This window comes from Acidovorax sp. Leaf73 (assembly GCF_916855635.1).
In the GTDB taxonomy this organism is placed as follows: Bacteria; Pseudomonadota; Gammaproteobacteria; order Burkholderiales; family Burkholderiaceae_C; genus Acidovorax; species Acidovorax facilis.
The window spans coordinates 55,988-81,524 of sequence record NZ_CAKASI010000010.1 but is presented as its reverse complement, the minus strand read 5'-3'; the positions used below and the strand labels follow the sequence as shown (position 1 = coordinate 81,524).

26 protein-coding genes are annotated in these 25,537 nt (G+C 65.3%); 14 read left to right on the top strand and 12 right to left on the bottom strand.

The features are described 5' to 3' along the window. Window positions 1-28 precede the first annotated feature (28 nt). Together LPA35_RS25870 and cysE are read left to right on the top strand one after the other, a co-directional pair. Complete coding sequence (locus tag LPA35_RS25870) at window positions 29-832, top strand: RNA methyltransferase (protein WP_228900214.1); 804 nt, start codon at window positions 29-31, stop codon at window positions 830-832. A gap of 43 nt (window positions 833-875) precedes the next feature. After that, the gene (cysE, locus tag LPA35_RS25865; RefSeq protein WP_228900212.1) at window positions 876-1,655 is read left to right on the top strand and encodes a serine O-acetyltransferase; all 780 of its coding nucleotides are present in this window, start codon (window positions 876-878) and stop codon (window positions 1,653-1,655) included. A 106-nt stretch (window positions 1,656-1,761) separates the two neighbouring features. Here cysE and mog read toward each other — a convergent pair whose 3' ends face one another. Next, window positions 1,762-2,370, bottom strand: a complete 609-nt coding sequence (gene mog / locus LPA35_RS25860) for a molybdopterin adenylyltransferase (RefSeq protein ID WP_228900210.1) — start codon at window positions 2,368-2,370, stop codon at window positions 1,762-1,764. After that, on the bottom strand, window positions 2,363-3,034 hold the full coding sequence (yjgA, locus tag LPA35_RS25855) for a ribosome biogenesis factor YjgA (protein ID WP_228900208.1): 672 nt from the start codon (window positions 3,032-3,034) through the stop codon (window positions 2,363-2,365). The genes mog and yjgA overlap by 8 nt, the downstream gene beginning before the upstream one ends. Window positions 3,035-3,098: 64 nt before the next feature. On the opposite strand from yjgA, the gene pmbA reads away from it, so the two are divergent. After that, window positions 3,099-4,541 (top strand): metalloprotease PmbA, encoded by a 1,443-nt coding sequence (gene pmbA, locus LPA35_RS25850; protein WP_121507131.1) that lies wholly within the window; start codon window positions 3,099-3,101, stop codon window positions 4,539-4,541. Between the two features lie 99 nt (window positions 4,542-4,640). On the opposite strand, the gene LPA35_RS25845 is transcribed toward pmbA, so the two are convergent. Continuing rightward, window positions 4,641-5,309, bottom strand: a complete 669-nt coding sequence (locus LPA35_RS25845; RefSeq protein ID WP_228900201.1) for a TetR/AcrR family transcriptional regulator — start codon at window positions 5,307-5,309, stop codon at window positions 4,641-4,643. Between the two features lie 94 nt (window positions 5,310-5,403). Here LPA35_RS25845 and LPA35_RS25840 point away from each other — a divergent pair, with 94 nt between their 5' ends. The 4 genes from LPA35_RS25840 (at window position 5,404) to LPA35_RS25825 (ending at window position 8,006) form a co-directional block, all read left to right on the top strand. Then, window positions 5,404-6,426, top strand: coding sequence for a saccharopine dehydrogenase NADP-binding domain-containing protein (locus LPA35_RS25840; RefSeq protein ID WP_228900197.1), 1,023 nt, complete (start codon window positions 5,404-5,406; stop codon window positions 6,424-6,426). A gap of 88 nt (window positions 6,427-6,514) precedes the next feature. Beyond that, window positions 6,515-7,051 (top strand): helix-turn-helix domain-containing protein, encoded by a 537-nt coding sequence (locus LPA35_RS25835; RefSeq protein ID WP_228900195.1) that lies wholly within the window; start codon window positions 6,515-6,517, stop codon window positions 7,049-7,051. A gap of 287 nt (window positions 7,052-7,338) precedes the next feature. Next, window positions 7,339-7,764, top strand: a complete 426-nt coding sequence (locus LPA35_RS25830) for a VOC family protein (protein WP_228900193.1) — start codon at window positions 7,339-7,341, stop codon at window positions 7,762-7,764. After that, a complete protein-coding gene (locus LPA35_RS25825; RefSeq protein ID WP_228900191.1) occupies window positions 7,761-8,006 on the top strand; it encodes a hypothetical protein in 246 nt (81 codons plus the stop codon). Before LPA35_RS25830 ends, LPA35_RS25825 begins: the two co-directional genes overlap by 4 nt. 22 nt (window positions 8,007-8,028) lie before the next feature. On the opposite strand, the gene LPA35_RS25820 is transcribed toward LPA35_RS25825, so the two are convergent. Further along, complete coding sequence (locus tag LPA35_RS25820) at window positions 8,029-8,925, bottom strand: LysR family transcriptional regulator (protein ID WP_228900167.1); 897 nt, start codon at window positions 8,923-8,925, stop codon at window positions 8,029-8,031. A 71-nt stretch (window positions 8,926-8,996) separates the two neighbouring features. Between LPA35_RS25820 and LPA35_RS25815 the strand changes: the two genes are divergently transcribed. Continuing rightward, on the top strand, window positions 8,997-9,215 hold the full coding sequence (locus LPA35_RS25815; RefSeq protein ID WP_228900166.1) for a hypothetical protein: 219 nt from the start codon (window positions 8,997-8,999) through the stop codon (window positions 9,213-9,215). Between the two features lie 154 nt (window positions 9,216-9,369). Beyond that, window positions 9,370-9,753, top strand: coding sequence for a VOC family protein (locus LPA35_RS25810; RefSeq protein ID WP_228900165.1), 384 nt, complete (start codon window positions 9,370-9,372; stop codon window positions 9,751-9,753). Window positions 9,754-9,842: 89 nt separating this feature from the next. Here LPA35_RS25810 and LPA35_RS25805 read toward each other — a convergent pair whose 3' ends face one another. Then, a complete protein-coding gene (locus LPA35_RS25805) occupies window positions 9,843-10,943 on the bottom strand; it encodes a tartrate dehydrogenase (RefSeq protein ID WP_228900164.1) in 1,101 nt (366 codons plus the stop codon). 124 nt (window positions 10,944-11,067) lie between these two features. Between LPA35_RS25805 and LPA35_RS25800 the strand changes: the two genes are divergently transcribed. Continuing rightward, window positions 11,068-12,006 carry a LysR substrate-binding domain-containing protein gene (locus LPA35_RS25800; protein ID WP_228900163.1) on the top strand — a complete coding sequence of 313 codons (939 nt, stop codon included), beginning with the start codon at window positions 11,068-11,070 and terminating at the stop codon, window positions 12,004-12,006. Window positions 12,007-12,088: 82 nt separating this feature from the next. On the opposite strand, the gene LPA35_RS25795 is transcribed toward LPA35_RS25800, so the two are convergent. Both LPA35_RS25795 and rpsU read right to left on the bottom strand, forming a co-directional pair. Beyond that, the gene (locus tag LPA35_RS25795) at window positions 12,089-12,535 is read right to left on the bottom strand and encodes a GatB/YqeY domain-containing protein (protein ID WP_228900162.1); all 447 of its coding nucleotides are present in this window, start codon (window positions 12,533-12,535) and stop codon (window positions 12,089-12,091) included. 212 nt (window positions 12,536-12,747) lie between these two features. Beyond that, window positions 12,748-12,960 (bottom strand): 30S ribosomal protein S21, encoded by a 213-nt coding sequence (gene rpsU, locus LPA35_RS25790; protein WP_005799779.1) that lies wholly within the window; start codon window positions 12,958-12,960, stop codon window positions 12,748-12,750. A 414-nt stretch (window positions 12,961-13,374) separates the two neighbouring features. On the opposite strand from rpsU, the gene LPA35_RS25785 reads away from it, so the two are divergent. Next, window positions 13,375-16,647, top strand: coding sequence for an EAL domain-containing protein (locus LPA35_RS25785; RefSeq protein ID WP_082437538.1), 3,273 nt, complete (start codon window positions 13,375-13,377; stop codon window positions 16,645-16,647). A 28-nt stretch (window positions 16,648-16,675) separates the two neighbouring features. On the opposite strand, the gene LPA35_RS25780 is transcribed toward LPA35_RS25785, so the two are convergent. Continuing rightward, on the bottom strand, window positions 16,676-16,990 hold the full coding sequence (locus LPA35_RS25780; protein WP_228900160.1) for a hypothetical protein: 315 nt from the start codon (window positions 16,988-16,990) through the stop codon (window positions 16,676-16,678). Window positions 16,991-17,079: 89 nt separating this feature from the next. After that, the gene (locus LPA35_RS25775; protein WP_228900227.1) at window positions 17,080-18,321 is read right to left on the bottom strand and encodes an NAD(P)/FAD-dependent oxidoreductase; all 1,242 of its coding nucleotides are present in this window, start codon (window positions 18,319-18,321) and stop codon (window positions 17,080-17,082) included. A gap of 235 nt (window positions 18,322-18,556) precedes the next feature. Here LPA35_RS25775 and LPA35_RS25770 point away from each other — a divergent pair, with 235 nt between their 5' ends. After that, window positions 18,557-20,662, top strand: coding sequence for a hypothetical protein (locus LPA35_RS25770; protein WP_228900158.1), 2,106 nt, complete (start codon window positions 18,557-18,559; stop codon window positions 20,660-20,662). 63 nt (window positions 20,663-20,725) lie between these two features. Further along, a complete protein-coding gene (locus tag LPA35_RS25765; protein ID WP_228900156.1) occupies window positions 20,726-21,220 on the top strand; it encodes a DUF4124 domain-containing protein in 495 nt (164 codons plus the stop codon). Between the two features lie 31 nt (window positions 21,221-21,251). Here the strand turns inward: LPA35_RS25765 and LPA35_RS25760 are convergent, their stop codons facing one another. Continuing rightward, window positions 21,252-22,385, bottom strand: a complete 1,134-nt coding sequence (locus LPA35_RS25760; protein ID WP_121507118.1) for a sterol desaturase family protein — start codon at window positions 22,383-22,385, stop codon at window positions 21,252-21,254. A 124-nt stretch (window positions 22,386-22,509) separates the two neighbouring features. Here LPA35_RS25760 and LPA35_RS25755 point away from each other — a divergent pair, with 124 nt between their 5' ends. Then, window positions 22,510-22,998: an acyl-CoA thioesterase gene (locus LPA35_RS25755; RefSeq protein ID WP_010459986.1), complete on the top strand. Its 489-nt coding sequence runs from the start codon at window positions 22,510-22,512 to the stop codon at window positions 22,996-22,998. Window positions 22,999-23,067: 69 nt separating this feature from the next. Here LPA35_RS25755 and LPA35_RS25750 read toward each other — a convergent pair whose 3' ends face one another. Continuing rightward, entirely contained in the window at window positions 23,068-24,507 is a 1,440-nt protein-coding gene (locus tag LPA35_RS25750; RefSeq protein WP_228900154.1) for a cellulase family glycosylhydrolase, read from the bottom strand. Window positions 24,508-24,664: 157 nt separating this feature from the next. Then, the gene (locus LPA35_RS25745; RefSeq protein WP_228900152.1) at window positions 24,665-25,420 is read right to left on the bottom strand and encodes a methyl-accepting chemotaxis protein; all 756 of its coding nucleotides are present in this window, start codon (window positions 25,418-25,420) and stop codon (window positions 24,665-24,667) included. Window positions 25,421-25,537 lie beyond the last annotated feature (117 nt).

Genomic DNA, 25,537 nt, shown 5'->3' with positions numbered 1-25,537 from the left:
TGCCTTTTCCCTTGTCCTGCACCTGCCCATGAAGACCCGTTTTGTCCTGATCAACACCAGCCACGCCGGCAATGTGGGCGCTGCCGCCCGCGCCATGAAAACCATGGGTTTTGATGACCTGGTGCTGGTGGCCCCGCGCTGGGCCAACGTGCTGCGGCGCGAGGAAACCATCCAGCGTGCCAGTGGCGCGCTCGATGTGCTGGAGAACGCCCGCATCGTGGCAACGCTCGATGAGGCGCTGGACGGCATGAGCCACCTGTGCGCCACGGCGATGACTCCGCGCGACTTCGGGCCGCCCACGGCTGCGCCGCGTGCCCATTTCGAATTGCTATTAAAACAAGAGCTGCTAGCGCATGATGGAAAGGCGCTAGAGGCCAAAAACACCTCAAATCCAGAAGATCCATCGGCTGCGGCAGCCGGCCAGGCCGGTGTCGCCTTCCTGTTTGGCTCCGAGCGTTTTGGCATGACCAACGAGGATGTGTACCGCTGCCATGTGGCACTGTCGATTCCCACCAATCCCGGCTTTGGGTCCCTCAATCTGGGCGCCGCCACCCAGGTGATTGCCTACGAATGGCGCATGGCGCTGGGCGGGTTCCCGGTGCTGGATGCCACACCACAGCGCGCCCTGGCCGACGCCGCGCAGGTAGCGGGCATGCTGAAGCACTGGGAGCAGGCGCTCACCGGCATCGGCTTTCTGGACCCCGCCGCACCCAAGAAGCTCATGCCCCGCCTTAACCAGCTTTTCAATCGCGCGCAGCTCAGCCCTGAAGAAATCCACATCTTGAGAGGTGTCGCCAAAGCCATGATCGAGGCCACAGAGGCGAAACGCTAGACTGTGCAGCCCATAAACACATAACCAAAAGAAACGAGCCACGATGTTCGCCCGCCTGCGCTCCGATATCCAGTGCATCCTCGACCGCGATCCTGCCGCGCGCAGCACGTGGGAGGTGATCACCTGTTATCCGGGCCTGCACGCGATCTGGCTGCATCGCCCCGCGCACTGGTGCTGGCACCACGGCCTGAAATGGCTCGGTCGCTTTATTTCGCATTTTGCGCGCTGGTTCACGGGCATCGAGATTCACCCCGGCGCGAAGATTGGAGAGCGCGTGTTCTTCGACCATGCGATGGGCGTGGTCGTGGGCGAGACGGCCGAGATCGGCGACGGCTGCACCATCTACCAGGGCGTCACGCTGGGCGGTACCTCGCTGTACAAAGGTGCCAAGCGCCATCCGACGTTGGGCAAGGACGTGGTGGTGAGTGCGGGCGCCAAGGTGCTCGGCGGCTTTGAAGTGGGCGACGGCGCGAAGATCGGCAGCAATGCCGTGGTCATCAAGCCGGTGCCTGCGGGCGCCACGGCGGTGGGCATTCCGGCGCGGATCATTCCGTCCAAAGAGGGCCAAAGTGCGGACGTGACCGAGCCGCAGCAGGCGCGCAAGTTCACGGCCTATGGCATCACGCAGGAGGACGATCCGCTCTCGCAGGCCATGCGCGGGTTGATCGACAACGCCTCGTCGCAGGAGCACCAGATCGCGCTGCTGTGGCAGGCCATCGAGAAGCTGTCCACCAACCCACAGAACAAGGACTGCGTGCCGTGTGATGCTGCGCTCAAGGAGCAGTTCGAGGCGGGCAAGCTGAACGAACTGGTGGGCAAGTAGCGGCGTGCCTGCGCTGCCCTGTTTTATTTTGTTGCTATGAAAAATATAGCTGCTTGCGCTTATCGAGTAAGCGCTAGCGGCTCTATTTGCTTCAGATTCTGAAGTATCAAGCTGGGCGAGTTGCCCGCACAGCGCTCTTGGGGCGGAACGCTTTGCAGACCTCGTCCCGCGTTTCCAGATACGGCCCGCCAATCAGGTCCACGCAGTAGGGTACGGCCGCAAAGATGCCGGGCACGATTTGCTTGCCATCCGCATCCTTCAAGCCTTCCAGCGTCTCGGCAATCGCCTTGGGCTGGCCGGGCAGGTTGATGATGAGGCTCTGGTCCCGCACCACGGCCACCTGGCGCGAGAGGATGGCGGTGGGCACGAACTTCAGGCTGATCTGGCGCATCTGCTCGCCAAAGCCCGGCATCTCCTTGTGCGCCACGGCCAGCGTGGCCTCGGGCGTCACGTCACGCAAGGCAGGGCCCGTGCCGCCGGTGGTCAGCACCAGGCAACAGCCTGCGTTGACCAATTCGATCAGCGCCGCGCTGATGCCTTCCTGCTCGTCGGGGATCAGGCGCGATTCGAAGGTGATGGGGTTGTGCAGTGCGCGCGTGAGCCAGTCCTGCAGCGCGGGCAGGCCCTTGTCTTCATAGACACCGCTGCTGGCGCGGTCGCTGATGGAGACGATGCCGATCTTCACCGGGTCGTGCAGGGCGGAAGGCTCACTCATCGCCGTGGTCCTCACCGATATCGCTGGCGTCGTCTGCATCCGTGCCGCCCAGGTGCTCGCGCACCAGCTGGAACAGCTCGCGGTAGGCGCGGCCCTTGCGCGGGGCCAGGCCTTGCGAGACCTGGACATTGGCCTCCTTGCCCGCAGGCTGCGCGTCCTTGCGGGCCTGGCGGATCAGGGCGCGCAACTGCTGCGTGTCGGTGGTGGGGTGCTCGGCCATCCAGGGGGCCAGCGCGTCATCGTCGGCAATCAGGCGGTCGCGCCAGTGTTCGGCCAGGTGCAACTGCATCTTTTCGGTGGCCGAGCCCTTGTGCTGCTCTTCCAGCGCCTGGCGGGCGGCCTGCACCAGCTCGGGTTCGAGCTTGCGCATGATCTTGCCCACGTACTGCATCTGGCGGCGCTTGCCTTCAAAGTTGGTGATGCGCTTGGCCTCGGCCAGCGCGTCCACCAGCTTGTCGGGCAGTCCCACCGCCTCGAACAGGTCGGCGCGCAAGCTCAAAAGCTCTTTGCCCAGCTCCTGCAGTTCGTCGCTTTCGCGCTTGAGATCGGTGCGGCTGGCATCGGGCGTGCCTTTGAGTTCGGCCTTGAGCTGAATGTCCATTTCGCTGCCTTCGGCAACGAACTGGCCTCGCACAAAGTAGCCTTTTTTGGGTTTGCGTGACATGGGTGGGGGCAAAAAGAGAAGCGGCGCAGAGCGCGCCACAGCGGCAAGTATCATAGCTGCCGCTATGAATAAACCCTCCACCCGCGCCGCGCGCGCCCAAAGCGCGGCTGCCGCTGCGCCCGCGCCTGCCACCTCCCGCACCCCTGACAACGGCTTCAGCTACAGCCGCGCGTTCTTTGAAGACCTGGTGGACCGCGCCCTGGCCCATGCCAAAAAGCTCGGCGCCACCGACGCAGGCGCCGAGGCGTCCGAGGGCTGCGGCCTGTCGGTCAGCGTGCGCAAGGGCGAGCTGGAGAACGTGGAGCGCAACCGCGATAAATCCCTGGGCGTGACGGTGTACCTTGGCAAACGCCGTGGCAACGCCAGCACTTCCGATTTCTCGAACAAGGCCATCGAGCAGACCGTGCAGGCAGCCTACGATATCGCCCGTTTCACGGCCGAAGATCCCATGGCAGGCCTGCCGGACGCAGATGACATCGCCCCGGCCGACACGCACCGCGATCTGGACCTGTTCCACCCCTGGGCCATCACCAGCGAAGAGGCCGCTGAAATCGCCAAGGCCTGCGAGGCCGCCGCGCTCAAGACGCACCGCCGCATCACCAACAGCGAAGGCGCGGGCGTGTCGGCCCAGCAAAGCCACTTCTTCAGCGCCCACACACGCGGCTTTCGCGGCGGCTATGCCAGTTCGCGCCACAGCTTCTCCGTCGCACCCATCGCCTCGCTGCCCGGCCGCAACGCCGAGATGCAGCGCGATGCCTGGTACAGCTCCATGCGCGACGCCACCGAACTGGCATCGCCCGAGGCCGTGGGCCGCTACGCCGCGCAGCGCGCGTTGAGCCGCCTGGGCAGCCGCAAGATCCCCACCACGCAATGCCCGGTGTTGTTCGAATCCACCCTGGCCGCCGGCCTGCTGGGCGGCTTTGTGCAGGCCGTCAGCGGCGGCTCGCTGTACCGCAAGAGCAGCTTCTTGCTCGACTCGCTGGGCAAGATGGTCTTCCCCAAGCACATCGACATCCTGGAAGACCCCTTCATCCTGCGCGGCAAGGGCAGCTCGCCGTTCGACGAAGAAGGCGTGCGCGTGGCGCCGCGCAAGGTGGTCAAAGGAGGGCGCGTCGAGGGCTACTTCCTGTCCAGCTACTCGGCCCGCAAACTGGGCATGAAGACCACGGGCAATGCGGGCGGCTCGCACAACCTGGTGATGACCTCGCGCCTCACGCAAGCCAGCGACAACCTCGACGCCATGCTGCAAAAGCTGGGCACGGGCCTCTTTGTGGTGGAGCTGATGGGCCAGGGCGTGAACTACGTGACCGGCGACTATTCGCGCGGCGCGAGCGGCTTCTGGGTGGAGAACGGCAAGATCGCCTACCCGGTGCACGAGATCACCATCGCGGGCAACCTCAAAGACATGCTCAAGGGCATTGAGGCCGTGGGTGCGGATGCCTACAACTACGGCGCCAAGACCGTGGGCTCCATCCTGGTCAACCGCATGAAGGTGGCGGGGAGCTAACGCCTGGTCCGTAGCGCAGCCGCCGCAAAGGGCCGCGCTGATGCAAAAAAGGCCCTCGCGACAAGCGAGGGCCTTTTTGTTTTTTGAGCAGCTGTTGCGCTACTTGTTGCCTGCCCGCGCACCCGCCAGCAAGGCCTGCACCGCGGCCTGCAGCACGGGTGTCGCCTCCTCGCCGCTGAGCAGGCCTGAGCTCACGAAAGCCCCATTGATGAGCACGGCCAGCTGGGCCGCCAGGGCCTCAGGCTGGGGCACGCCCAGCCGCTGGGCAATGCCGTGCAGGCGGCTGCGCAGCGTCACCATGTGCTGCTGGGCCACCAAGCGGGCAGGGTGGTCCTGCTCGGCAAATTCGGCCGCCACGTTGATCTGCGGGCAGCCCCGGTAGTTGGAGCGGCCGAGCCGCTCGCCGATCCACTGCATGTGGGCCTGCAGCTCGGCGGCTGGGTCGTCGGCATGCTGCGCCGCCACCGCATCCCACAGGCCCCAGAAGTCCACATCTTCACGCTCCAGAAACGCCACGATGAGGTCGTCCTTGGTGGGGAAGTAGCGGTACAGGCTGGTCTTGGCCACGGCCGCTTCGGCCACCACCAGGTCCACCCCCACGGCGCGCACACCGCGTTGGTAGAACAGGCTCGATGCTGTGTCGAGGATGCGCTCGCGCACGTCCTGCACGGGCTCGCTGGAGGCCGTCGCAGCGCGCCGTGACGCAGGCTTGGGGCGGGCGCCTGGCGCGGTTGCCGGGAGGGGATGGGAAAAAGAATGTGCAGCCATGCTTGACATGATACAGACCTGTCTGTAATCTTCAAACAACAGACAGGTCTGTATCGTCAATTTTTCCCTCCACTTCTTTCCCGAAAGGTTCTCCATGACATCCTCTGTTTCTTCCATCGCGGTGTACGGTGCCAGCGGCCATACCGGCCAGTTTGTGGTGCAGGAGGCCTTGCGCCGTGGCCTGCGCGTGGTGGCCGTGGGGCGCAATGCCACCCGGCTGGCTGCGCTGTTTCCCTCGGGGGTGGAGTGCCGCGTGGCGGCGCTGGACGACCCGGCGGCGTTGGTGCAGGCCTTTGCCGGTTGTGGCGTGGTCATCCACTGCGCGGGGCCCTTCATGGACACGGCCACCCCAGTGGCGCAGGCCGCGCTGCAGGCGGGCGCCCACTACATCGATGTGACCGCTGAGCAGCCCAGCGCCCAGGCCACTTTTGCCGATTTGCATGCACCCGCCGTGGCCGCCGGGCGTGTGGTGGTGCCCGCCGCCGGTTTTTATGGCGGCCTGGCTGACCTGCTGGCCAGCGCGCTCGCCGCGCCCGGCCCCATCGACGAGGTCACCGTCGCCATGGGGCTGGACCGTTGGTGGCCCACCGAAGGCACGCGCCTGACAGGCGAGCGCAACAAGGCGCCGCGCCAGGTGGTGCAGGGCGGGCGCCTGGTGCCGCTGGTGCCCGCGGCTGATGTGCCTGACTGGACCTTTTCCGCGCCCCTGGCGACCTATGCCATGGTCGAGCTGCCGTTCAGCGAGACCATCACCCTGGCCCACCACCTGCAGGCCAACACCATCCGCTCGCTCATCAACCGCTCGGCCCTGGCCGACATCCGCGATGCCAGCACCCCGCCGCCCACGGCCGTGGATGGCAGCGGCCGGTCGGCCCAGCGCTTCGAACTGGTGGTGCGGCAGGTGCAAAACGGCGTGGTGCGGACGGCCGGTGTGCGCGGCCAGGACATCTATGCCGTGACGGCGCCCCTGGTGCTGGAGGCCGCGCAGCGCCTGATGGCCCCGGCGTACCAGCGCAGCGGCGCGCTGGCCTTGGGCGAGGCGGTGGACCCTGCCGATACGCTGCGGGCGCTGAACGGCCAGGCGCTCGAAGTCTTTGGCGATGTGCAGGTAGCCTGAATGGCGACCCCGAGTGCGGGTGCCAGCCGCGATCCATGCCCGGGAAAGTCGGGCGGGTCGCCAGAACCCAAGGCGATATGCTTCGCGCATGCCCTCTGAGCGCCCGCACCCATTGCCCTCCAGCGAGCCCGCCGCGCCGTCGGAACAGGCGCCGGGTGCGGCTATTGCGCCGCAGGACCCGGCCCTGTTGCGTCGCCTGCTGCGCGCCAAGGACCGCATGGACGCCGCATCGCACGAGGCCTGGCCCGTGCAGCGGCTGGCCGAGGTCAGCGGCGTGTCGGAGGCGCACTTCGCCCGCTCGTTCCGGCAGGCGTTCGGCATTCCACCCCACCGCTACCTGCTGACCCGCCGCATCGAGCAGGCCACCACGCTGCTGCGCGACACGAACCTGCCCATCACCGAGATTGCTTTTGCCACCGGCTGGGAGAGCCTGGGCACCTTCGGGCGCATCTTTCGCGACATCACGGGGATGAGCCCCAGTGCGGTGCGCAGGGAGGCCCAGGCCAATGCCACGCCACTGGACCGGGTGCCCGCCTGTGTCTTGAAGGCCGCGCAACGTCCCGACCTCACCACAGCAGTTTTGGAGAAGCGCCGCCGCCTGGCGGAAGGTACAAACCCGTCCTAGAGCCTGTTCAAGGTCTTTTTGGAGTCGCACAAGTACCTTGCCGGGATGGGATGCAAGGCGCGGTGGGCAGCCAATAGCTCGGCTATTGGCAAGCGCCGCAACGCCGCAGACCGCCCGGCAAGGCACTTGCCCGAAGGGTTGGAGTGAAATCGGGCGATTGGACGCCCCGGCTGCTTGCATGGGCACGAGCCCATGCGGCGCATCCGAAGCATCCACTCCTCCCGATTGCACTCCAATGCGATCTCCAAAAAGACCTTGAACAGGCTCTTAGCAACCAAGGAGATCTGATGACGAAGAACCAAGGCATTGGTGTGGTGGGTGTGTATGTGGACGACCAGGACGAAGCGCTGGCGTTCTATGTGGGCAAGCTGGGGTTTCGTGTGCACACCGACGTGCGCAACGGCCCCTACCGCTGGCTGACAGTGCAGCATCCCGACCAGCCGGACTTTCAGCTGGGGCTGTTCACACCCGGCCCGCCCATCCACGATGCCGCCACGGCGCAGACGTTGCGCGCCATGGTGGCCAAGGGGGCGATGCCGCCGCTGGTATTGCATGTGGCGGACTGCCGCGCTGCGTATGCCCGGCTGCGCGACCAGGGTGTGGAGTTCACGCAAGAGCCCGTGGACCGGTACGGCAATGTGGATGCGGGTTTTCGGGACCCGGCGGGCAATGGCTGGAAGATGATCCAGCTCGCGGCCGGAGGTGCGCAATGAGCGCCGGTGTGGGCATTCGGCGGTTTCACCGCTGGGTGTCGATGGCGTTCACGCTGACTGTCATTGGCAATTTTGTGGTCCGTGCGCAGGGTGCAGGCAACCCGCCGGATTGGGTGACGTATGCACCCCTGCCGCCGCTGGCGCTGCTGCTGTTGACGGGGCTGTACCTGTTTGTACAGCCCTATTTGCGGCGGCCTGCGGCGCGGCGTGCCCCAGGCGCTCCGGTCTTGCCACCCGTGTGATGGCAGGCGGCAAGCCCAGCTGTTACTCCCCAAAGTCCGCAAATTCGGCCAGCAGTTGCAGCACGCCCTCCACGGCGGGCGAGGGCGGTGGCTGGTGGCGGTGCGCCACGGCCATGGGGCGCATGAGTGGGGGCTGGAGTGGGCGGATCTGCACATCGGGCGTGCCCTGCAGGTCCTCCACCTCCTCCATCGGCAGCAGCGCAGCGCACTGGCTGGCCACCGCCAGGCTCTTGAGCGCGCCGGGGTAGCTCAGCGCCAGAAAGGGGCGCGGGTGGTGGCCCGCCTGGCCGAACCAGTTCGCAATCAGCCCGTGCATTTGTGTGGCGGGTGCAAACGATGCCCAGCGGCGGGTGGCCAGCCAGTCAGGGGTTGCGAACGCGGGCGCCTCCCAGGCCGCAGGCAGCAGCGCCACCATGGGGTCGTTGCGCCAGGGGGTCTGGCGCACCTCGGCCAAAGGAGGTTGGGGGCTGGCGATGATGCCGATGTCCAGCGTGCCGGCCTTGAGCCGCTGCATCGAGTCGGCTGAGCCGATCGCCTCCAGCCGGATCTCCACACCGGGGCAGCGCGCCGCCAGCGCTTCCAGCATGCGCGGCAGCAGGCGCGTGCTCACGCCCGCCGACACGCCCACGCGCACGATGCCCTCGCGCCCCGAGGCGCGGCGGCGCACGCGCTCCATCAGGTCGTCGCAGGCAAGCAGCAGCTGGCGCCCCTCTTGCACCAGCACCTCGCCGGCGGGCGTCAGCTCGGCCTGCCGCCGACCCCGCACCACCAGGTCGGCCTGCAGGCGCGATTCCAGCTCCTTGATGTGCAGGCTGACGGTGGGCGGCGCCAGGTGCAGCGCCTGTGCGGCCGCTGCAAAGTTGCCCAGGTCGGCAATGGCGATCAGCGTCTGCAAGTGGTCCAGGTTGAAGTTACGCATCAGTTTTTATGAATTGAGTCTTCATTGAATTCAACTTTACAGATGGTACGTCAACCCCGAGCATCCGGGCCATGTTGCATCCCACCCGTCTGGACCCCGAAAGCACGACCCGCCACTCCCACGTCTGCCAGCCGCTGGGGGTTGTGCCACAGCACTTGGGCCGTGGGGGCCGCTGGCCCCGGCGGGTGCGGCGCCTGGGTGGGCGGTGGCTGCGGGCGCTGGGCGCCGCCCCGGCGCGGGCGGAAAAGCGCATCAGCGAGAACTTCAGGGTGCCGCCCCATGGGGGGTGATGGGAGCGGGCCTCCTCACTGCCTGCAATGCGTGCACTGTTCAGGCGGCGGAGATCGGCCTAGACTGCACCAACCGGTCATGCGGCCCGGACCGGGGCCTGGAGCACACCAGGGGCTGCAAGGCCCGGGGCCGGATTGAGCGAAAGGACCTGGTATGTTGTCCGATGCTTCTGTAACCACCATGCTGCCTGTGATGGACATGGACCGCGCCCGTGCTTTCTATGAGGGCTGCCTGGGCCTGAAACCCGGCGGCTTCCGGCCCGATGGCAAGTTTGTCTATGCCGTGGGGGGCAGCACACTGGCGCTGTTCCCCAAGCCGGAAGGCACCAAGGCCGACCACACGGCCGTCAGTTTCCAGGTGGCTGATATAGCGGCCACCATCGACGCGCTGAAACGCGCGAAGGTGGTCTTCGAGGACTACGACTTCCCGGGCCTCAAGACCGTGAACCACGTGTGTGTGCTGGGCGCCGAGAAGGCCGCGTGGTTCAAGGACACCGAGGGCAACTACCTCTGTCTGCACGAGGACATTGCCACATAGCCGCTGTTTCAAGTAAAAAGGGCTGTTTCCGAGCGGTGGGTATACCTTTTAAGCTATTGAAATAGGAGCGTTTTGGCGAGAGCTGTGGCTCAGTGCCCAGCCACCCGCGCCGCAATGGCCTCACCCACCCGCGTGGTGCTGGCCGTGCCGCCCAGGTCCGGTGTGCGCGGGCCGCTCTTGATGACTTCTTCGATGGCCGCCACGATGGCATCGTGCGCCTGCCGCCCCGCGCCCTGGCCCTGGGTGAGGAAGTCCAGCATTAGCGCGCCCGACCATATCATCGCAATCGGGTTGGCGATGTTCTTGCCATAGATGTCGGGTGCCGAGCCGTGCACGGGCTCGAACAGGCTGGGGAAGTTACGCTCGGGGTTCAGGTTGGCCGAAGGCGCCAGGCCAATGGTGCCGGTGGTGGCAGGGCCCAGGTCGCTCAATATGTCGCCAAACAGGTTGGTGGCCGCCACCACGTCAAAGCGGCCGGGCTGCAGCACAAAGCGGGCGGTGAGGATGTCGATGTGCTGCTTGTCCAGTGTGACCTCGGGGTAGCCCTTGGCCACGTCGTCGGCACGCTGATCCCACCAGGGCATGCTGATGGCAATGCCGTTGCTTTTGGTGGCCAGGGTGACGTGCTTCTTAGGGCGGCTTTGGGCCAGCTCGAAGGCGAACTTCAAGAGGCGGTTGGCACCGTGCCGGGAGTAGACCGATTCCTGGATGACGATTTCACGGTCGGTGCCTTCATACATGATGCCGCCGAGCGACGTGTATTCACCCTCGGTGTTCTCGCGCACCACGTAGTAGTCGATGTCACCGGGCTTGCGGCCGGCCAGGGGGCAAGGCACGCCTTCAAACAGGCGCACGGGGCGCAGGTTGATGTACTGGTCGAACTCGCGGCGGAATTTGAGCAGCGATCCCCACAGCGACACATGGTCGGGCACGGTGGCGGGCCAGCCCACGGCACCGAAGAAGATGGCGTCCATGCCCGACAGTTGCGCCTTCCAGTCGTCGGGCATCATTTTTCCGTGGGCGGCGTAGTAGTCGCAGCTGGCCCATTCGAATTCGTGCAACTGCAGTTCAAAGCCAAAGCGGGCGGCGGCGGCCTGGATGGCGCGCAGGCCCTCGGGCATGACTTCTTTGCCGATGCCGTCTCCGGGCAGGACGGCGATGCGGTAGGTCTTGGTGGTGGGTGCGTTCATGGTGCGGGCAGGGGGGCAGGGTAGAGGGAAGCCGTAGGTGGGTGCGGTCGGTGTGTGCACTGCATTATTCCGAGCGCCATCAAAAACTACAATCCGCCAACTGTGGCTCCATCATTCACACATCGTGCATAAAAACCCAGCTGCCGACGATTTGCGCGTTTTCACGGCGGTGGTGCGCAAGTCCAACTTTGGCGCGGCTGCTGCCGAGCTCGGCACGTCGCCCGCCTACGTGAGCAAGCGCATCCGCCTGCTGGAGCAGGACCTGCAGGTCAAGCTGCTGCATCGCACCACCCGCCGGGTGGCGGTGACGGAGGAAGGCGAGCGCGTTTTCCACTGGGCGCAGCGCATCCTGGACGACATGGATCAACTCATGCAGGAGGTGGCCATCACACGCAGCGAGCCGCGCGGGCTGCTCCGCGTGAGCAGCAGCTTCGGCTTTGGGCGGCAGATCGTGGCGCCTGCGCTGTCGCGTCTGGTGGAGCAGCACCCGGGGCTGCAGGTGCGGCTGGAGGTATTTGACCGGCTGGTGGATGTGGCGGGCGAGGGTTTTGACCTGGATGTGCGCGTGGGCGATGAGATTGCGCCACACCTCATCGCGCGCCGCCTTGCCGACAACCATCGCGTGCTCTGCGCAGCGGCCGCCTACCTGCAGCACAAGGGCGCTCCGCGCACGGTGGCGGACTTGGCTGCGCATGACTGCCTGGTGATCAAGGAGCGCGACCACCCGTTTGGCGTGTGGCGCCTGCGCAGCGGCGCGCAGGAAGAGTCGGTCAAGGTGCGCGGCCCGCTGTCGGCCAACAACGGCGAGATGGCCGTGCAGTGGGCGGTCCATGGCCGCGGCATCGTGCTGCGCTCGCTGTGGGATGTGGGTACGCACCTGCAGGCAGGGCGCCTGGTGCAGGTGCTGCCGCAGTGGCAGCAGGAGGCCAATGTGTGGGCCGTGTTCCCGACGCGGCTGGAGCGGTCGGCCAAGGTGCGCGTGTGTGTGGAGTTTCTGCAGGAGCATTTCCGCTCCGGGTGGATGGCGCGGGATGCCGACGCGGGGGGAAGCACCCCGGTTTGAAGCAAAAATAGCTGCTACCGCCTGTCTGACAAGCGGTAGCAGCTATCAAAAAAATACTGACTGGGTGGTGGTGAGGGGGCGATCAGCCTGCCAGCGCAGCCTTCACAGCAGCCGACACCTGGCCCATATCGGCCTTGCCCGCCAGGCGGGTCTTGACCACGCCCATGACCTTGCCCATGTCGCCAGGGCCCGATGCGCCCACCTCAGCCACGATGGCCTTCACGGCAGCCAGCGTTTCTTCGGCCGACATGCGCTCGGGCAGGTAGGCCTGCAGCACGGCCATCTCGGCCTTTTCCTTGTCGGCCAGGTCCTGGCGGCCAGCGCCTTCAAAAGCGGTGATGGAATCCTTGCGCTGCTTGATGAGCTTGTCCACGATGGCGACCACGGCCACGTCGTCCAGCTCGATGCGCTCATCCACTTCCTTTTGCTTCATCGCAGCCTGCAGCAGGCGGATGGTGCCCAGGCGCTCACTGTCCTTGGCGCGCATGGCGGTTTTCATGTCTTCGGTGATCTGGTCCTTGAGGCTCATGGCGGCTTCCTTGGTTGGTTTTAGACAAGAAAAGGGGTTTGCCAAAAGGCTTTCTGGCTAGGCGTCAACGCCGCAGACAGTAGTGCTGCTACGGCAAGGCGTTGCAACGACGCCAGAAAGCCTTTTGGCAAACCCGAAAAACAAAAACCCGCGCTTGGCGTCCCTAGCGCGGGTTCTGGGACCCAAGCAAAAGGCTCGGGGCCGAAGATGGATCAGTACATCTTCTTGGGCAGTTGCATGCTGCGAACGCGCTTGTAGTGGCGCTTCACGGCAGCTGCCTTCTTGCGCTTGCGCTCTGCGGTGGGCTTTTCGTAGAACTCACGTGCGCGCAGGTCGGTCAGCAGGCCGAGCTTTTCAATGGTGCGCTTGAAGCGGCGCAGTGCAACGTCAAAGGGTTCGTTTTCTTTTACGCGGATCGTAGTCATTAGCTAATGGTTTTCCAAATGGTGCCTGCAGAGGGGCTTGGGGAGATCGGGCCTCAAGTCCGTACAAAGCGGTTTCCCCGTCTGTAACTAGTATTTGGCCGACGGGGCATTGCCAGCAAAGCCGGAGATTATAGCCTTTGTGGCGCGGATGGGAAGTACCCCTGTGCAGCTCCCTGCGTCCCGTCCCTCGCTGCGGGACGCCGCCACTGGTGGCCTGCCTGGGCATGGGCCATGTGGCACTGCTGTGGGCCGCGCCCGAACAAGGACTGAGGTCGTTCTCACCGGAGGCATTGCCTTCGTCCATCCTCGGGCCGCGCAATGGCGTGGAAATTGCTTCACGTTGTAACAATCACTTACCACCATCGGTGGGTTGCCCAGGTCATCCGCCCGGGTGGGCCTGCCGCCACAGACACCATGGCATTCATGCACCGCGTTTCGGGCTGGCTGGGCCGCCTCAGTGTGGGGCGCAAGCTCATGCTCATCTACCTGCTGGACCTGTCGGCGGTGATCTATGTGTCCAGCATCCTGATCCACGAAAAGTACGTGGCCATCGATTTCACACGCAAGGAGATCGTGGGCACCACGTATGCGGCGGTGCTGCGCGACGGGCTCATGGGGCAGTTTCTGGATGCATCTCAGCAGCCGCCGCTGGCGGGCGATGTGATTGCACGGCTGACGGGCGTGCGCAAGGCGTATGACGAGCAGTTGCGCACACAGGAAGTGGGCGAACGCTTCAGCATGGTGCTCGGGCAACTGGCCGCCAGGCCGCCGTCTGCAACGGATGCGCAGGTGCTGACCGGGATGCGCAGCCAGCTGCTGCGCGAGGGCCGCGAGCTGCTGACCACGGTAGGCAACCAGTCCAACCTGATTCTGGACCCTGATCTCGACAGCTACTACGGCATGTCGCTGGTGGTGCTGCGGTTTCCAGAGCTGCTGCAGGCGGTGCACGACACGGTGGTGTTCTTGAACGCGGCGCAGACCGGGCGCGGTCCGCAGTGGTCCTTTGAGCTGCTCACGCTGGTGGGGCGGCTGGATGCTGTGATGCAGGGCATTGAGGCGGACTACAACCAGGCATTCATCGCAGGCTCGCCCGAAATGCGGGCCGCCTTGCAGGGTCCGCGCGAGGCGCTCCACCAATCCCTGGAGGGCTTCCAGGCGTTGTTGCAGGGTGTGGCGGCGGGGGAGTCGCGCCTGACCATGGCGCAGGTGGGCACACAGCAGATGCAGGTGCTGGGCGCGCTGCGCGATGCCTGGACGGTGGGTATCGTGGACCTGGAGCGGCTGCTCAACCGCCGTGTGGATGGGCTCTTCGCTCGCATGTGGCTGCATTTGGGCACCGCGCTGGTGCTGCTGGGCTGCATCCTCTCCCTCGTGACGCTGGTGGCGCGGCAGATCGCCAAGCCGCTGCAGCAACTGGCGCGGGTGGCCGACGAGGTGCGCAAGAGCGGCGACCACACACTGCGCGCGCACTGGGTCAGCCGTGACGAGATCGGGCGTCTCGTCACGGCTTTCAATGAAATGCTGTCCCAGCTTGACCGCGACCGCGTGCTACAGCAGGAGCTGGCCGCCAGCGCGCGCGCGGCCGAGGCCCAGCGCGAGCTGGTCGAGGCCTTCCCCATCCCCATGGTGGTCACCTCGGTGCCCGAGCACGAAGTGCTGCACTCCAACGCCCCGGCTGCCCATTGGCTGGGTGACCGCAAGACCGACCCGTGGGCCGTGGGTCTGGAGCCCGGCGTGCGGGCGCGCTTCTTCCAGCGCCTGGCGGACCAGGGCTCGGTCGATGAGTTCGAGGTGCGCTGGAAGGGCACCGCCGAGCCTTCCTGGGCCGTGCTGTCGGCGCGGCGCCTGCAGTTCCAGGGGCGCGATTCGGTGCTCACCGCGTTCACGCCCATCAATGTGCTCAAAGTGATGGAGCAGCGGCTGGAGCTGTGGGCCAAGGTGTTCGAGGCCTCGTCCGAGGGCATCATCATCATGAACGCCGATCAGCAGATCATCAGCGTCAACAAGGCGTTCTGCCGCAGCACGCACTACGACTTTTACGAGGTCATCGGCGAGGACCTGGGCTTTCTGCTGGAAGAGTCGGGTGCCGAGCCGCTGTCGGCGCAGATCCACCGCACCATGCTCGACAAGGAGTCGTGGCAGGGCGAGGTGCGGTTTCGCCGCCGCTCGGGCGAGACCTATCCGGCCTGGCTCATGGTGTCGGCCGTGCGCGAGACCAAGGGTGGTACGTTGGCCAACCACATCGGCATCGCCATCGACATCACCGACCGCAAGCGCAGCGAAGAGCGCATTCAATTCCTGGCGCACCACGACGTGCTCACCGAGTTGCCCAACCGTTCGCTGTGCGTGCAGCGTCTGCAGATGGCGCTGGCGCAGGCGCCGATCACGGGCGAGAAGGTGGCTGTGCTGTTCATCGACCTGGACCGCTTCAAGGCCATCAACGACACGCTGGGTCATCACATCGGCGATGGCCTGCTGCGCTCGGTGGCCGGGCGCCTCACGCAGGCCGTGCGCAGCCGCGACACGGTCAGCCGCCTGGGCGGCGACGAGTTCGTCGTGGTGATGCGCGACGTGGCCGGGCGCGAGGATGTCCAGCAGCTGGTGGAGCGGCGCCTGATTCCGCTCATCCGCCAGAGCCACCCGGTGGAAGGGCACGAGTTGAACGTGTCGTGCAGTGTGGGCATCGCCGTCTACCCCGAGGACGGCAGCGACATCGACGAGCTCATGCGCCGTGCCGACGCCGCCATGTACGAGGCCAAGACCACGGGCCGCGACATGGCGCTGTTCTATTCGGCCGAGACCGACCAGCGCGCGCTGGCCCGCCAGACGATGGAGCAGCAACTGCGCCGCGCGCTGGAGCGCCAGGAGCTGAGTCTGCACTACCAGCCGCGCCTGTCCGCCAAGGGCGGCGGCCTGCTGGGCGTGGAGGCACTGCTGCGGTGGAACAACGCCACCCTGGGCCACATCCCGCCCAGCGAATTCATCCCCATTGCCGAGGAGACCGGCATGATCCGCGCGATCGGCGGCTGGGTGCTGCAGCAGGCTTGCGAGCAATGGGTGCGATGGCAGGTGCCGCTGTCGGGCCCCTCCGCACGCGGGCTGGTCCATCCGCTGGCGCATGTCTCCATCTCGGTCAACCTCTCGGCCGCGCAGCTGGCTGACCCGCTGCTGGTCAGCGACATCGAGGCACTGCTGGCGCGCACCGGCATGCCGGCCCACCGGCTGGAGCTGGAGATCACCGAGTCACAGCTCATGGACAATGCCCACGCGGCCGAGCAGCAACTGGCCGCGCTCAAATCGCTGGGCGTGCAGCTGTCCATCGACGACTTTGGCACCGGGTATTCCAGCCTGGCCTACCTCAAGCGCTTTGACATCGACCGGCTCAAGGTGGACAAGTCCTTCGTGCACGACATGCTGAGCAACCCCGCCGACATGGCAATCACGCGCGCCATCATCGCGCTGGGCCACACGCTGGGCCTCAAGATTGTGGCCGAGGGGGTGGAAGACCTGGCCACGGCCCAGGTGCTGAGCGCGCTGGACTGCGAAGAGCTGCAGGGCTACCACTTCAGCCGCCCGCTGCCGCCCGAGGCGTTACACGCCTGGGCCCTGGAGCACGGCGTGCTCCAGGGCGCGTCGGTACGGGGGCTGGGTTTTGGCAGTACGCAGCCTGCACCGCTGTGGGGGTGACCCGGCCCTCAGCGCCCGTCCTCACCCATCAGGCAATTCGGATGTGCAGCGCTACGGCCAGTCCGACCAGGATGGCGCCCGGGGCCATATTGCTCAGCCACAGCGAGGTGCGTGAGGTCGAGCGGCCCGAGATGCGCGAGTCGGCTCGCAGGTAGGCATCGCCCTCATCAGTGCGCAGCCACCACACCATCACCGCGCCCCCGGCCAGTGAGCCCACGCCCAGCGCTGCGAGGATCGCGATGAAGATGTTTCCGCCAATGCTTGCTGCAGGGACGAGGGCAATTAGTGCGCCCACGGCCGTTGCGGCCGCTTGGTACTTTTCTGCGCGTTCGAATCCATCCATGCCGTGGCTCCCGCCGTATCACCGGTAAAGCGATGTGTTGTTGCCTGGAGTTTAGGTGCGCTGCCCCTCCCGATTGCGAACGGAGTGCTTCAGTGGCCCGCTGGCGGCAGCGCCTGCGCGCACGCCGCAGCGCTGGCCCAGGCCCACTGGAAGTTGTAGCCCCCCAGCCAGCCCGTCACGTCCACCACTTCGCCAATGAAGTACAAGCCGGGCTGCGTCTTGCACTCCATGGTCTGCTGCGACAGCGCCTTGGTGTCCACGCCGCCCAGCGTGACCTCGGCCTTCTTGTAGCCCTCGGTGCCCGTGGGCGTCAGCTCCCAGCGCGCCAGCTGCTCGGCCAGCCGTGCCAGGGCCTTGTCGCTGGCCTCGTTGATGGGGCGCTGCCAGTCGGCCTCGCGCTGCGCCCAGGCGTCGGCCAGGCGGCTGGGGACCAGGGTGGCCAGTTCGTTGGCGATCAGCTTGCGGGAGCGGGCCTTGCCCTGCGCCAGCGCGGCGGGCAGGTCCACCGTGGGCGCGAGGTTGATGGCCAGCGGCGTGCCTTCCTGCCAGTAGCTGGAGATCTGCAGCACGGCCGGGCCCGAAAGGCCCCGGTGGGTGAACAGCAGGTCTTCGTCGAAGGCCATACGGGTTTTCTTGGCCCCGGTGCTGATTTGCACCGGAAGCGCCAAGCCGGCCAGCTGTGCATACGGCGCCCAGCCCGTGCCATCAAAAGTCAGCGGCACCAGGCCTGGGCGGCGCTCGACAAGCGGGATGTCGAACTGCTGCGCCAGCCGGTAGCCAAAGTCGGTGGCGCCGATCTTGGGAATGGACAACCCGCCCGTGGCAATGACCAGCGAGCGCGCCTGCACCGGGCCACGGTCAGTATCAATTTGATAGCTGGTAGCGCTTGATGGATAAGCGCCAGGGGCCAAAAACTTTATATTTTTGACCGCACAAGGTTGCCAGTGCGTCACCTGGCCCGCTGCGCACTCGGCCAGCAGCATGGCAATGATGTCCTCGGCCGAGCGGTCGGCAAACAGCTGTCCCTTGTGTTTTTCGTGGAAGGCAATGCCGTGCTTTTGCACCAGCGCAATGAAGTCGGCGGGCGTATAGCGTGACAGCGCCGAGCGGCAGAACTGCGGGTTTTGCCCCACAAAGTGTTTGTGGGGCGCGGCGGGGTCCAGGTCGCGGTTGGTGAAGTTGCAGCGTCCGCCGCCCGAGATGCGGATCTTTTCGGCCACCTTTTCGGCATGGTCGATCAGCAGCACCTTGAGGCCCCGCTGGCCCGCCTGGGCGGCGCAGAACAGGCCGGCGGCGCCGGCGCCGATGATGATGGCGTCAAAGTAGGGCATTGTCGGCACGGAGGTCGGGTGGGGCGGAAACAGGGAAAGGGCTCGATTGTGCCCGCGCCGCCGCTGGCGGCCCTGCGCGGATAGCCGACCTGCACATCCGCGCGCAGCACGCTCAGGAGCCGCTGCCTTGTTGCATTCGGTTGAACTTTGCTGGGCGTCTGGCAGGCGCAGAAAACCGTTTGGCCATCTCGGTGCCCTAATAATGGTCGATTCTTCTCAATGCTGGGGGTACGAAATGACTATGGATCTGGTAGGCAGCGAGCCTGCACTGACGCGCCGAGCTTTTGGGGTATGGGGCCTGGCCGCAGCCACGACCGGGATCGCCGGTTGTGGCGGTGGCGGCGGGGGCGATGACAGCGGAGGCGGTGCAGAACCACCCTTGGCCGCAGGTCTGTACCAGGTGGCTGGTGTGCAGGGGGGCTCGGGCTTTGCGGTATGGCAAGGCGAAATGAAGCGCCTTCCGATGGGTGTGACGGGTCTGGCATTCAATCGCCAGGGCGACCTTCAATTCGTGGGCTCGTACTACAGTGATTTCCGCCTCGGGCGCAAACCCAAGACCGGCGCTTCCTCGTTCACTCCGCTGGCATCCGAGTCTGTTTCTGGCCACGTTTTTGATGCGCTGGACCGTTACCTCGTCACCTTGACGGTGCCAAGCGACCTGGGGCGACAGGTTGCCTACATGCAGGCTGGCGCGCCGGTCGTGCTTGCGGGCGGTGCGTCGAGCGCATCGCTGAAGGATGGCCGTGGCGCCGCGGCCTCCATCAACCACTTCATGCATCCACTGCTGGCTGGGGATGGGCTGGTGTATTTCGTCGACCTGGTCAACGACACCTCCAAGGCTTTTCTGAGGAGCCTCAGCACAGATGGTGTGGTGACCACGCTGCTGGAGGTTCCCTACGGCACCGTTCTTCTAGAGTCCCCTACTGGAGGGGTCCGGCGCTTCAGCAGCGCGCTGTACCCAGCAGTGCTCACCGAGTGGGCGGATCTGGTCAACAGCGGAGGGGCTTACACATGGCAACCGGTTGCCAACCAATGGCCCTTCGACCGCGCCACGCCACTCGTGAAAGTCCCCGGCACGGCCGAGGTGTACTGGGCCGTGGCGAACTCGGGCAAGGCTCTGGCGCAGATTGACCTGGCCGGGCGTTGGCTTGCCACCGGCTGGAATCTGCCCGGGCCGCTGGCATCCGCTGCAGTCGACCGCACCATCGGCAGCGCCAGCGGCACCCTGCTGTACGTGGCCTATTTCCCGCAAGACGGGGGCTTGGGTGAGGACGGTGTGGAGATTGTCCAGTGCAGGCTGGAAATGCCCAGCACCGTGGTCTACCCGTGGCTGGGGCTTGCGGCGCACCGCGGCGCGGTGGACGGACAGCCCGAGCAGGCGCGGTTCAGCTTTTTGCAGCGCACCGATGCCGTGGCAGACGGCGCGGGCGGGTTGATCCTGCTGGAGTACGAGCGCACCGTGCCGGGCGCGGCGATCCGCACCGTCAGCTCTGCTGGCCAGGTTGCTACCTGGCCCACTGCGCCCGGTGGCCGATTGCTGGCGCTGGCCTACGGGCATGTGGTGTCGTTCGATGCGGCCAACAAGTCGTTGGTGCGTACCCCCAAGGACGGCCTGTCCGCGTGGAAGACCTGGGCGTCGTCCGACCTGTTCGCCAGCAACGGCTTCGGCTCCCTGGGTGTGGAGGTGTTGCGAACGGACCCGACGGGATTGTTGTGGTTTACCAAGCGCTACCGGCCGCTGCAGACGATCGGCTTTCCTCCCGGGTCCGGGAGCTCGCTGGTGGGCACTGTCGATGAGGCGGGCCAGGTGAGGGTCGTCGCAGGCGACCCGCAGGCCCTGTACACCCCGCTGACCTATCCCCCGCTGGCCCAGCGCCCCTGGTACTTTGACATCACGGACATGGCGTTTGAAGGCGGCCCCACGCCGGTGTCGTGGATCCTGTGCAACCGCGTCGTGCTCGACGACGCCGGGAAATTCGTGCGGTTCCACCCCGAGTTGGTGCGTATCGACCCGCTGGGCCGGCAAGCCTATGCGCTGCCAGCGGTAGCTAACGCGCTTCCAGTCCTGACCTCGACCGGGGAACCCTACACCCACCTGTGCGTGCTGGCGGATCGGCCGGGAGAGGTTTTTATCTCCAGCCACTGCAACGTGTACCGATGGACGCAGGCCAAGGGCATGGAAGTGCTGGCTGGGCAGGGCGGTGTGACCCCGGGCGGTGTCCTGCCCGGGCTGTTGCCCGGAGATTTGAATGTTGTAAAGTTTCTTGTCCCCGGACCGGATCGGCGCAGCCTGTATGTCGGCAGCGAGAACAGCGTGCTCAAGCTCGTACTGGCTAACTGACTTCCCCGGCGCGCTGCGTGGCCCCCAAGTGGGCCACCAACGTGTCTGCCTGAAAGGCCCATCATGAACAAGACCGTGTTGTGCTATCTGTTGTGTGTCGCAATGCCGCTCGTGTGCTCCGCCCCGGCCTGGGCCGTCAACAAATGCACGGATGCCGATGGCAAGGTGTCGTTCCAGGATGGCCCTTGCCTGGGCCAGGGCGAGAAGATCGAGGTGAAGCCAGCCATGCAGGGCGCCACCCCTGTTCCACCCGGCCCCTCCACCGCGAAGGAGGGCGCCTTCGGCCCCACCTGGCAGCGCAAACACTATCTGCAGAACCAGGGCGTGCCGCAGGCGCGCGCGGCCCTCGAACGCAACCAGCAGGAATGCGCGGCAACGGCACCGGATGCCGCAGTGGCGCATGCAGGCCCGCTGCGGCGCAGCACCCTGGCACAAGGCTCCCAGTTCGCGCAGGAACGCGCGGCTGCAGCGGGCAAGGACAAAGCCGCGTGTGAGGCCCGAACCGAGGAGCTGCGCAACCAGCTCAAAGCGCTCGAAGCCGAACTCGGCAAGCTGTAGCCCTCCTCGGTGTGGGAGGTGAATCAGCCTCTCAGCCCTTCCATGTGAACGGAAACTTGAACTGCTTCACAAACCCGTTGGGCACGTAGTCGCCCAGCACGCCGTAGTGTTCTGGCCAGAGCTTGGTGCTTTTGACGGCGGTGCCAAACAGGTAGTCCAGAAACGCAAAGTGCGCAGCGTAGTTCTTGTCCAGCGCCTCCTGGTCCTGGCTGTGGTGCCAGTGGTGGAAGTTGGGCGTGACGAGCACGTAGCGCAGCGGGCCCAGGCGCACGCTCACGTTGGCGTGGTTGAAAACGGCCTGGAAGCCCACGATGACGATGTAGGCGTCGATCACTTCCTTGCTGAAACCCAGAACGTAGATGGGCGCCAGCACCAGTGTGCGGGTGATGAGCAGCTCCAGGATGTGCTGGCGCGAGCCGGCCATCCAGTCCATGCTTTTCACGCTGTGGTGCACCGCATGCAGGCGCCACAGCAGCGGCACCTCGTGGTAGGCACGGTGCGTCCAGTACTGCACCAGGTCGGCCACCAGCACGATGAGGAACAGCGCCACCCAGAAGTTCAGGCCCTGTACCCAGCCGCGAATACCGTCGTTGGCCGCCCAGCCAAAAAACTTGTGCACGATGAGGTTGGTGGCCAGGAGCACAAAGCCCACCACCATGTGGTTCACGATGAAGTGGTGGAAGTCGGTTTGCCACTCGGCGCGGAAGATGGGCTGGTCCTTGCGCAGTGCAAAGAGTTTCTCGATGAATATGAAGATCAGTGAGCTGCCCAGCAGGTCGAGGATGAACCAGTCCAGGCCGATGTACGGTGTGTTGTCAGGGAAGTTCGGGTCCACCTCCACCTTGTGGCCGCCCAGTAACGCCGCCAGCGCCACCATGGCAAAGGCAAACGTGGCCAGCCAGCGCGAACGGTTGAAGAGGATGTTGACGAGGGAGATGCCCCCCGCGATGGCCATGGCGGTCAGCATGATGGTGCGAATCACCGTCACGTCGTAGCTCTTGCGCAGCTGTGGTGTCGTCAGGTACTCGGGGAAGTGGAAGGCCAGCACGCCCAGAAAACACAGGATGGCCAGCGTGAGTGCAATCACGCCCGACACCAGCCCGCGCCCGGTGCGCAGCGCGCCATGGCTTTCGGTGAATTCATTGAGCTTGTCGATTTCGAGCATGGTTTCCCCTCTGGCCTCCCTGCCTGCTTGGCTTTTTTGATGGGCCGTGATCTGGCTTGTGTGGCGCGAGTGTAGCGGCCTGCAGCGTTGCGCCTGCGACACGGGGGAGCCCTAAAATCGCGGCATGAACATCCCTTCACACCAACTCAGCATGACGGTGCTGATGTCCCCCGACATGGCCAATTTTTCGGGCAATGTGCACGGCGGGGCCATTCTCAAGCTGCTGGACCAGGTGGCCTATTCGTGCGCAAGCCGCTATTCGGCCTGCTATGTGGTGACCTTGAGTGTGGACCAGGTGATGTTTCTGCAGCCCATCCATGTGGGAGAGCTGGTGACCTTCCTGGCCAGCGTGAACTACACCGGTTCCTCGTCGATGGAGGTTGGTATCAAGGTGGTGGCCGAAGACATCCGCTCGCAGGTGGTGCGGCATGTGAACAGCTGCTTCTTCACGATGGTGGCAGTGGACGAGGCGCGCAAGCCGGTGCAGGTGCCGCCGCTGTCGCCTTCCACGCCCGACGAACGCCGCCGCTGGGATGCGGCACTGCTGCGCAAATCCTTGCGCAAGGAGCTGGCGGAGCGTTTCAGGCAGGTGCGCGAGACTGCTGGCGGGTAGGCCGGGAACCCGGAACAAAAAAGGGCCCCTGCATGGCAGGAGCCCTTGTTCAATTGGGGAAAAAGTTGCTTAGCGCGCGGCGCAGAAACCGAATTCGGCCGCTGCCCCGGGGGCGAGGGTCTTGTTCCATTCCACGCCGGACGCGTTCAGGTTGCTGCCAGCCTGCGTCCATGTGGCATTCCAAAGATTGTTGATGGTGCCGCTCACGGGGATGGTGATCGCCCAGTTGCCAGCGGCGGTGCCCTGGTTGGTGACGCGGACCCGCTGGCAATAGCCTGCGTTCCAGACGCTGTCCATCATCTCCTGCACCGAGAAGCCACCGGTAGGCGTCGGTGGGGTTGGCGTTGTCGGCGTTGTGGGGGTGGTTGGCGTCGTAGGTGTTGTTGGCGTCGAACCATCGCCCCAGAGGCGCTGCAGCAACTGGACCTTGTCGGTGCGCACGGTGGTCCAGTCATCGTCCAGAATGCCGCCGGTGTCGCCGCTGTTGGGGTTCCACGACCAGTAGAAGCCGCTGCGCATGCCCTTGCCGACCATGTAGTCCACCAGCGCGTTCTGCCACTGCACATCCCGCGCATCGCCCCGGCCAAATTTGCCGCCGAACTCGCCCAGCATGACGGCATAACCGGCCTGCACGAACTGGCCAAAATGCTGGTCCCAGATGGCCGGCATGTTGCTTGGGAAGTTCGAAGCATTGAAGTAAGGCTGCACGTAGACATCCGGCCCGTAGGTGTGCGGCGCCAGCAGCAGGCGGTTGGCGGGGATGTTCAGGGGCGTGCAGGCCAGAGGTTCGAGGTTTCCACCCCAGAAGTGCGCGTTGCTGCCCGAGCAGCTGGGGTTCTCGCCGATGCCTTCCACGGCAATCAGCCAATGGGGAGCCAGCGGCAATATGGCAGCGGCTGCGCGCTCGGCGGCGCGGTTCCAGTCGGTGGCGTTGTTGCCCGTGCCCCAGGTGGCGGCGCCGTGGGGTTCGTTCTTGATATCGATGCCGATGACGCCGGGTACGCCTGCGTAGCGCTGGGCGACAAAGGTCAGATCACTGATCCATTGCTGTTCGCTGTAGCTCTGGGTGTACCAGAGTTCACTGATGGTCTGGCAATCGGGGGTGTGATGGTCCAGCAGCACATACATGCCACGGTTGCTCAGTTCCGTGACCACCTTGTCCATCACCTGGATGGCCGAGAGGCCCTGCAGGTCGGCATTGCGGCCGTAATCGATGCTGCTGGGCGGCGCCGAGCCGTGCAGGGTGGCGGGGCAGAACGGCAGGCGCACGGCGTTGAAGCCCTGGGCCTGCATTTGCGTGATCATTTCAGTCCAGTTGCGCGCCCACAGGCCATGCACCACATGGTTGTTGGTCTCAAAGCCAAACCAGTTGACGCCGCGCAGCTGGATGGCCTTGCCCGCACCGTCCAGCACCTTGCCTGCGTTGATTTCGTAGCTCCAGGCCATGCTGGTACTTGCCAGCAGGCAACCGGCCAACGCCAGGCTCTTGCACAGGGTGGTGATCTTCATGGCTTACGCATCTCCCGAAAGTGTTGTGTGTCTGGCGTGAAAGAGTACAGGCCCGCTACAGCCGGGCTACGGCCCGGTGGTGGGCTGAGTGTGGGCGCTCTGCCCATCGGCCACCGTTTCCAATGGCTGTCAATTGTAAGTGCCTGTTGCGCCCTTTTCAGGCTGCGCCACGGCTGCGTCCAGCCAGCGATACTGCCTGTAGCGAAAGGCCGTCTATTTCGTTGGTGATACCCGACAGTACGTTGGCCACCACCGCAAATTCCCGTCCGTGCTGGCCTGCGCGGGCGGCCATGACCTGGGCATTGAAGCTGACCACCTTGGCCTCGCGGGCCACGGTCTGGATGGACGCCACGATGCCCGCCAGTTCTTTCATGAGGGTTTCGGACTTGGCCTTGCCCACTTGATCGAACGCGGTGGTGGCGGTATTCAAGGCCTCCAGTGCGCTGTCGGTGGACTCCACCAGCCGCGCCAGCGCGTCTTCCACACGCGGGCTGTGGCGCTCTGCCAGGTCCAGCGTGGTGCCCACCTGCTGAGCAAACGCATCAATCGTGGCGCCAACGCCGTTGGGGCCGTGGTAGGTCTTGCGGATGATGTCGCCGTTGGCGGCATCCAAGTGACCGGCAGTGTCTACCAGCCTGGCTTGGCTGTCGGTGAACAGCGTCAATGAGCTGCGCGCCGCCTTCATGTGCAGATCGCTGCCGCGTGCGGCCAGCACCGTCTGCAACACCATGCGCTGCGACAGCATGCGCTGGCGTGCCGCCAGGTTGACCAGCGACATCTCGCCGTCACGGCCGGTTGAAGACCCGGCCTTGGGCGCCAAAGACAGCGTCGAAGAGGGGGGCGAAAAGGACGTCGAAGCTGGCATTGAGGAAGTGGCCATGCCGTTGCGGGTGGAGATGGGGAAGGCTGCCATGGTGTTCCTTGTGCTGATTGCATTCAGATACATCTGGTCAAGCAATACCCGGGCCAGTGTCACAGTCGCAGCCGCTTTCGATGCGATGGATGCAGACGCACTGACGAGGTTTGGCCC

Excerpts from the sequence above, each read along its gene's own strand:
- pmbA (WP_121507131.1), top strand. The coding sequence starts at position 3,099 with ATGAATAAACCCTCCACCCGCGCCGCGCGCGCCCAAAGCGCGGCTGCC.
- LPA35_RS25775 (WP_228900227.1), bottom strand. The coding sequence starts at position 18,321 with ATGCCCTACTTTGACGCCATCATCATCGGCGCCGGCGCCGCCGGCCTG.
- LPA35_RS25750 (WP_228900154.1), bottom strand. The coding sequence starts at position 24,507 with ATGAAGATCACCACCCTGTGCAAGAGCCTGGCGTTGGCCGGTTGCCTG.
- LPA35_RS25835 (WP_228900195.1), top strand. The coding sequence starts at position 6,515 with ATGCCCTCTGAGCGCCCGCACCCATTGCCCTCCAGCGAGCCCGCCGCG.
- mog (WP_228900210.1), bottom strand. The coding sequence starts at position 2,370 with ATGAGTGAGCCTTCCGCCCTGCACGACCCGGTGAAGATCGGCATCGTC.
- rpsU (WP_005799779.1), bottom strand. The coding sequence starts at position 12,960 with ATGACTACGATCCGCGTAAAAGAAAACGAACCCTTTGACGTTGCACTG.
- LPA35_RS25785 (WP_082437538.1), top strand. The coding sequence starts at position 13,375 with ATGGCATTCATGCACCGCGTTTCGGGCTGGCTGGGCCGCCTCAGTGTG.
- LPA35_RS25755 (WP_010459986.1), top strand. The coding sequence starts at position 22,510 with ATGAACATCCCTTCACACCAACTCAGCATGACGGTGCTGATGTCCCCC.
- LPA35_RS25745 (WP_228900152.1), bottom strand. The coding sequence starts at position 25,420 with ATGGCAGCCTTCCCCATCTCCACCCGCAACGGCATGGCCACTTCCTCA.
- LPA35_RS25765 (WP_228900156.1), top strand. The coding sequence starts at position 20,726 with ATGAACAAGACCGTGTTGTGCTATCTGTTGTGTGTCGCAATGCCGCTC.
- LPA35_RS25760 (WP_121507118.1), bottom strand. The coding sequence starts at position 22,385 with ATGCTCGAAATCGACAAGCTCAATGAATTCACCGAAAGCCATGGCGCG.
- LPA35_RS25870 (WP_228900214.1), top strand. The coding sequence starts at position 29 with ATGAAGACCCGTTTTGTCCTGATCAACACCAGCCACGCCGGCAATGTG.
- LPA35_RS25815 (WP_228900166.1), top strand. The coding sequence starts at position 8,997 with ATGTTGCATCCCACCCGTCTGGACCCCGAAAGCACGACCCGCCACTCC.
- LPA35_RS25810 (WP_228900165.1), top strand. The coding sequence starts at position 9,370 with ATGTTGTCCGATGCTTCTGTAACCACCATGCTGCCTGTGATGGACATG.
- LPA35_RS25840 (WP_228900197.1), top strand. The coding sequence starts at position 5,404 with ATGACATCCTCTGTTTCTTCCATCGCGGTGTACGGTGCCAGCGGCCAT.
- LPA35_RS25830 (WP_228900193.1), top strand. The coding sequence starts at position 7,339 with ATGACGAAGAACCAAGGCATTGGTGTGGTGGGTGTGTATGTGGACGAC.
- LPA35_RS25770 (WP_228900158.1), top strand. The coding sequence starts at position 18,557 with ATGACTATGGATCTGGTAGGCAGCGAGCCTGCACTGACGCGCCGAGCT.
- LPA35_RS25825 (WP_228900191.1), top strand. The coding sequence starts at position 7,761 with ATGAGCGCCGGTGTGGGCATTCGGCGGTTTCACCGCTGGGTGTCGATG.
- LPA35_RS25805 (WP_228900164.1), bottom strand. The coding sequence starts at position 10,943 with ATGAACGCACCCACCACCAAGACCTACCGCATCGCCGTCCTGCCCGGA.
- LPA35_RS25795 (WP_228900162.1), bottom strand. The coding sequence starts at position 12,535 with ATGAGCCTCAAGGACCAGATCACCGAAGACATGAAAACCGCCATGCGC.
- LPA35_RS25780 (WP_228900160.1), bottom strand. The coding sequence starts at position 16,990 with ATGGATGGATTCGAACGCGCAGAAAAGTACCAAGCGGCCGCAACGGCC.
- yjgA (WP_228900208.1), bottom strand. The coding sequence starts at position 3,034 with ATGTCACGCAAACCCAAAAAAGGCTACTTTGTGCGAGGCCAGTTCGTT.
- LPA35_RS25845 (WP_228900201.1), bottom strand. The coding sequence starts at position 5,309 with ATGGCTGCACATTCTTTTTCCCATCCCCTCCCGGCAACCGCGCCAGGC.
- cysE (WP_228900212.1), top strand. The coding sequence starts at position 876 with ATGTTCGCCCGCCTGCGCTCCGATATCCAGTGCATCCTCGACCGCGAT.
- LPA35_RS25820 (WP_228900167.1), bottom strand. The coding sequence starts at position 8,925 with ATGCGTAACTTCAACCTGGACCACTTGCAGACGCTGATCGCCATTGCC.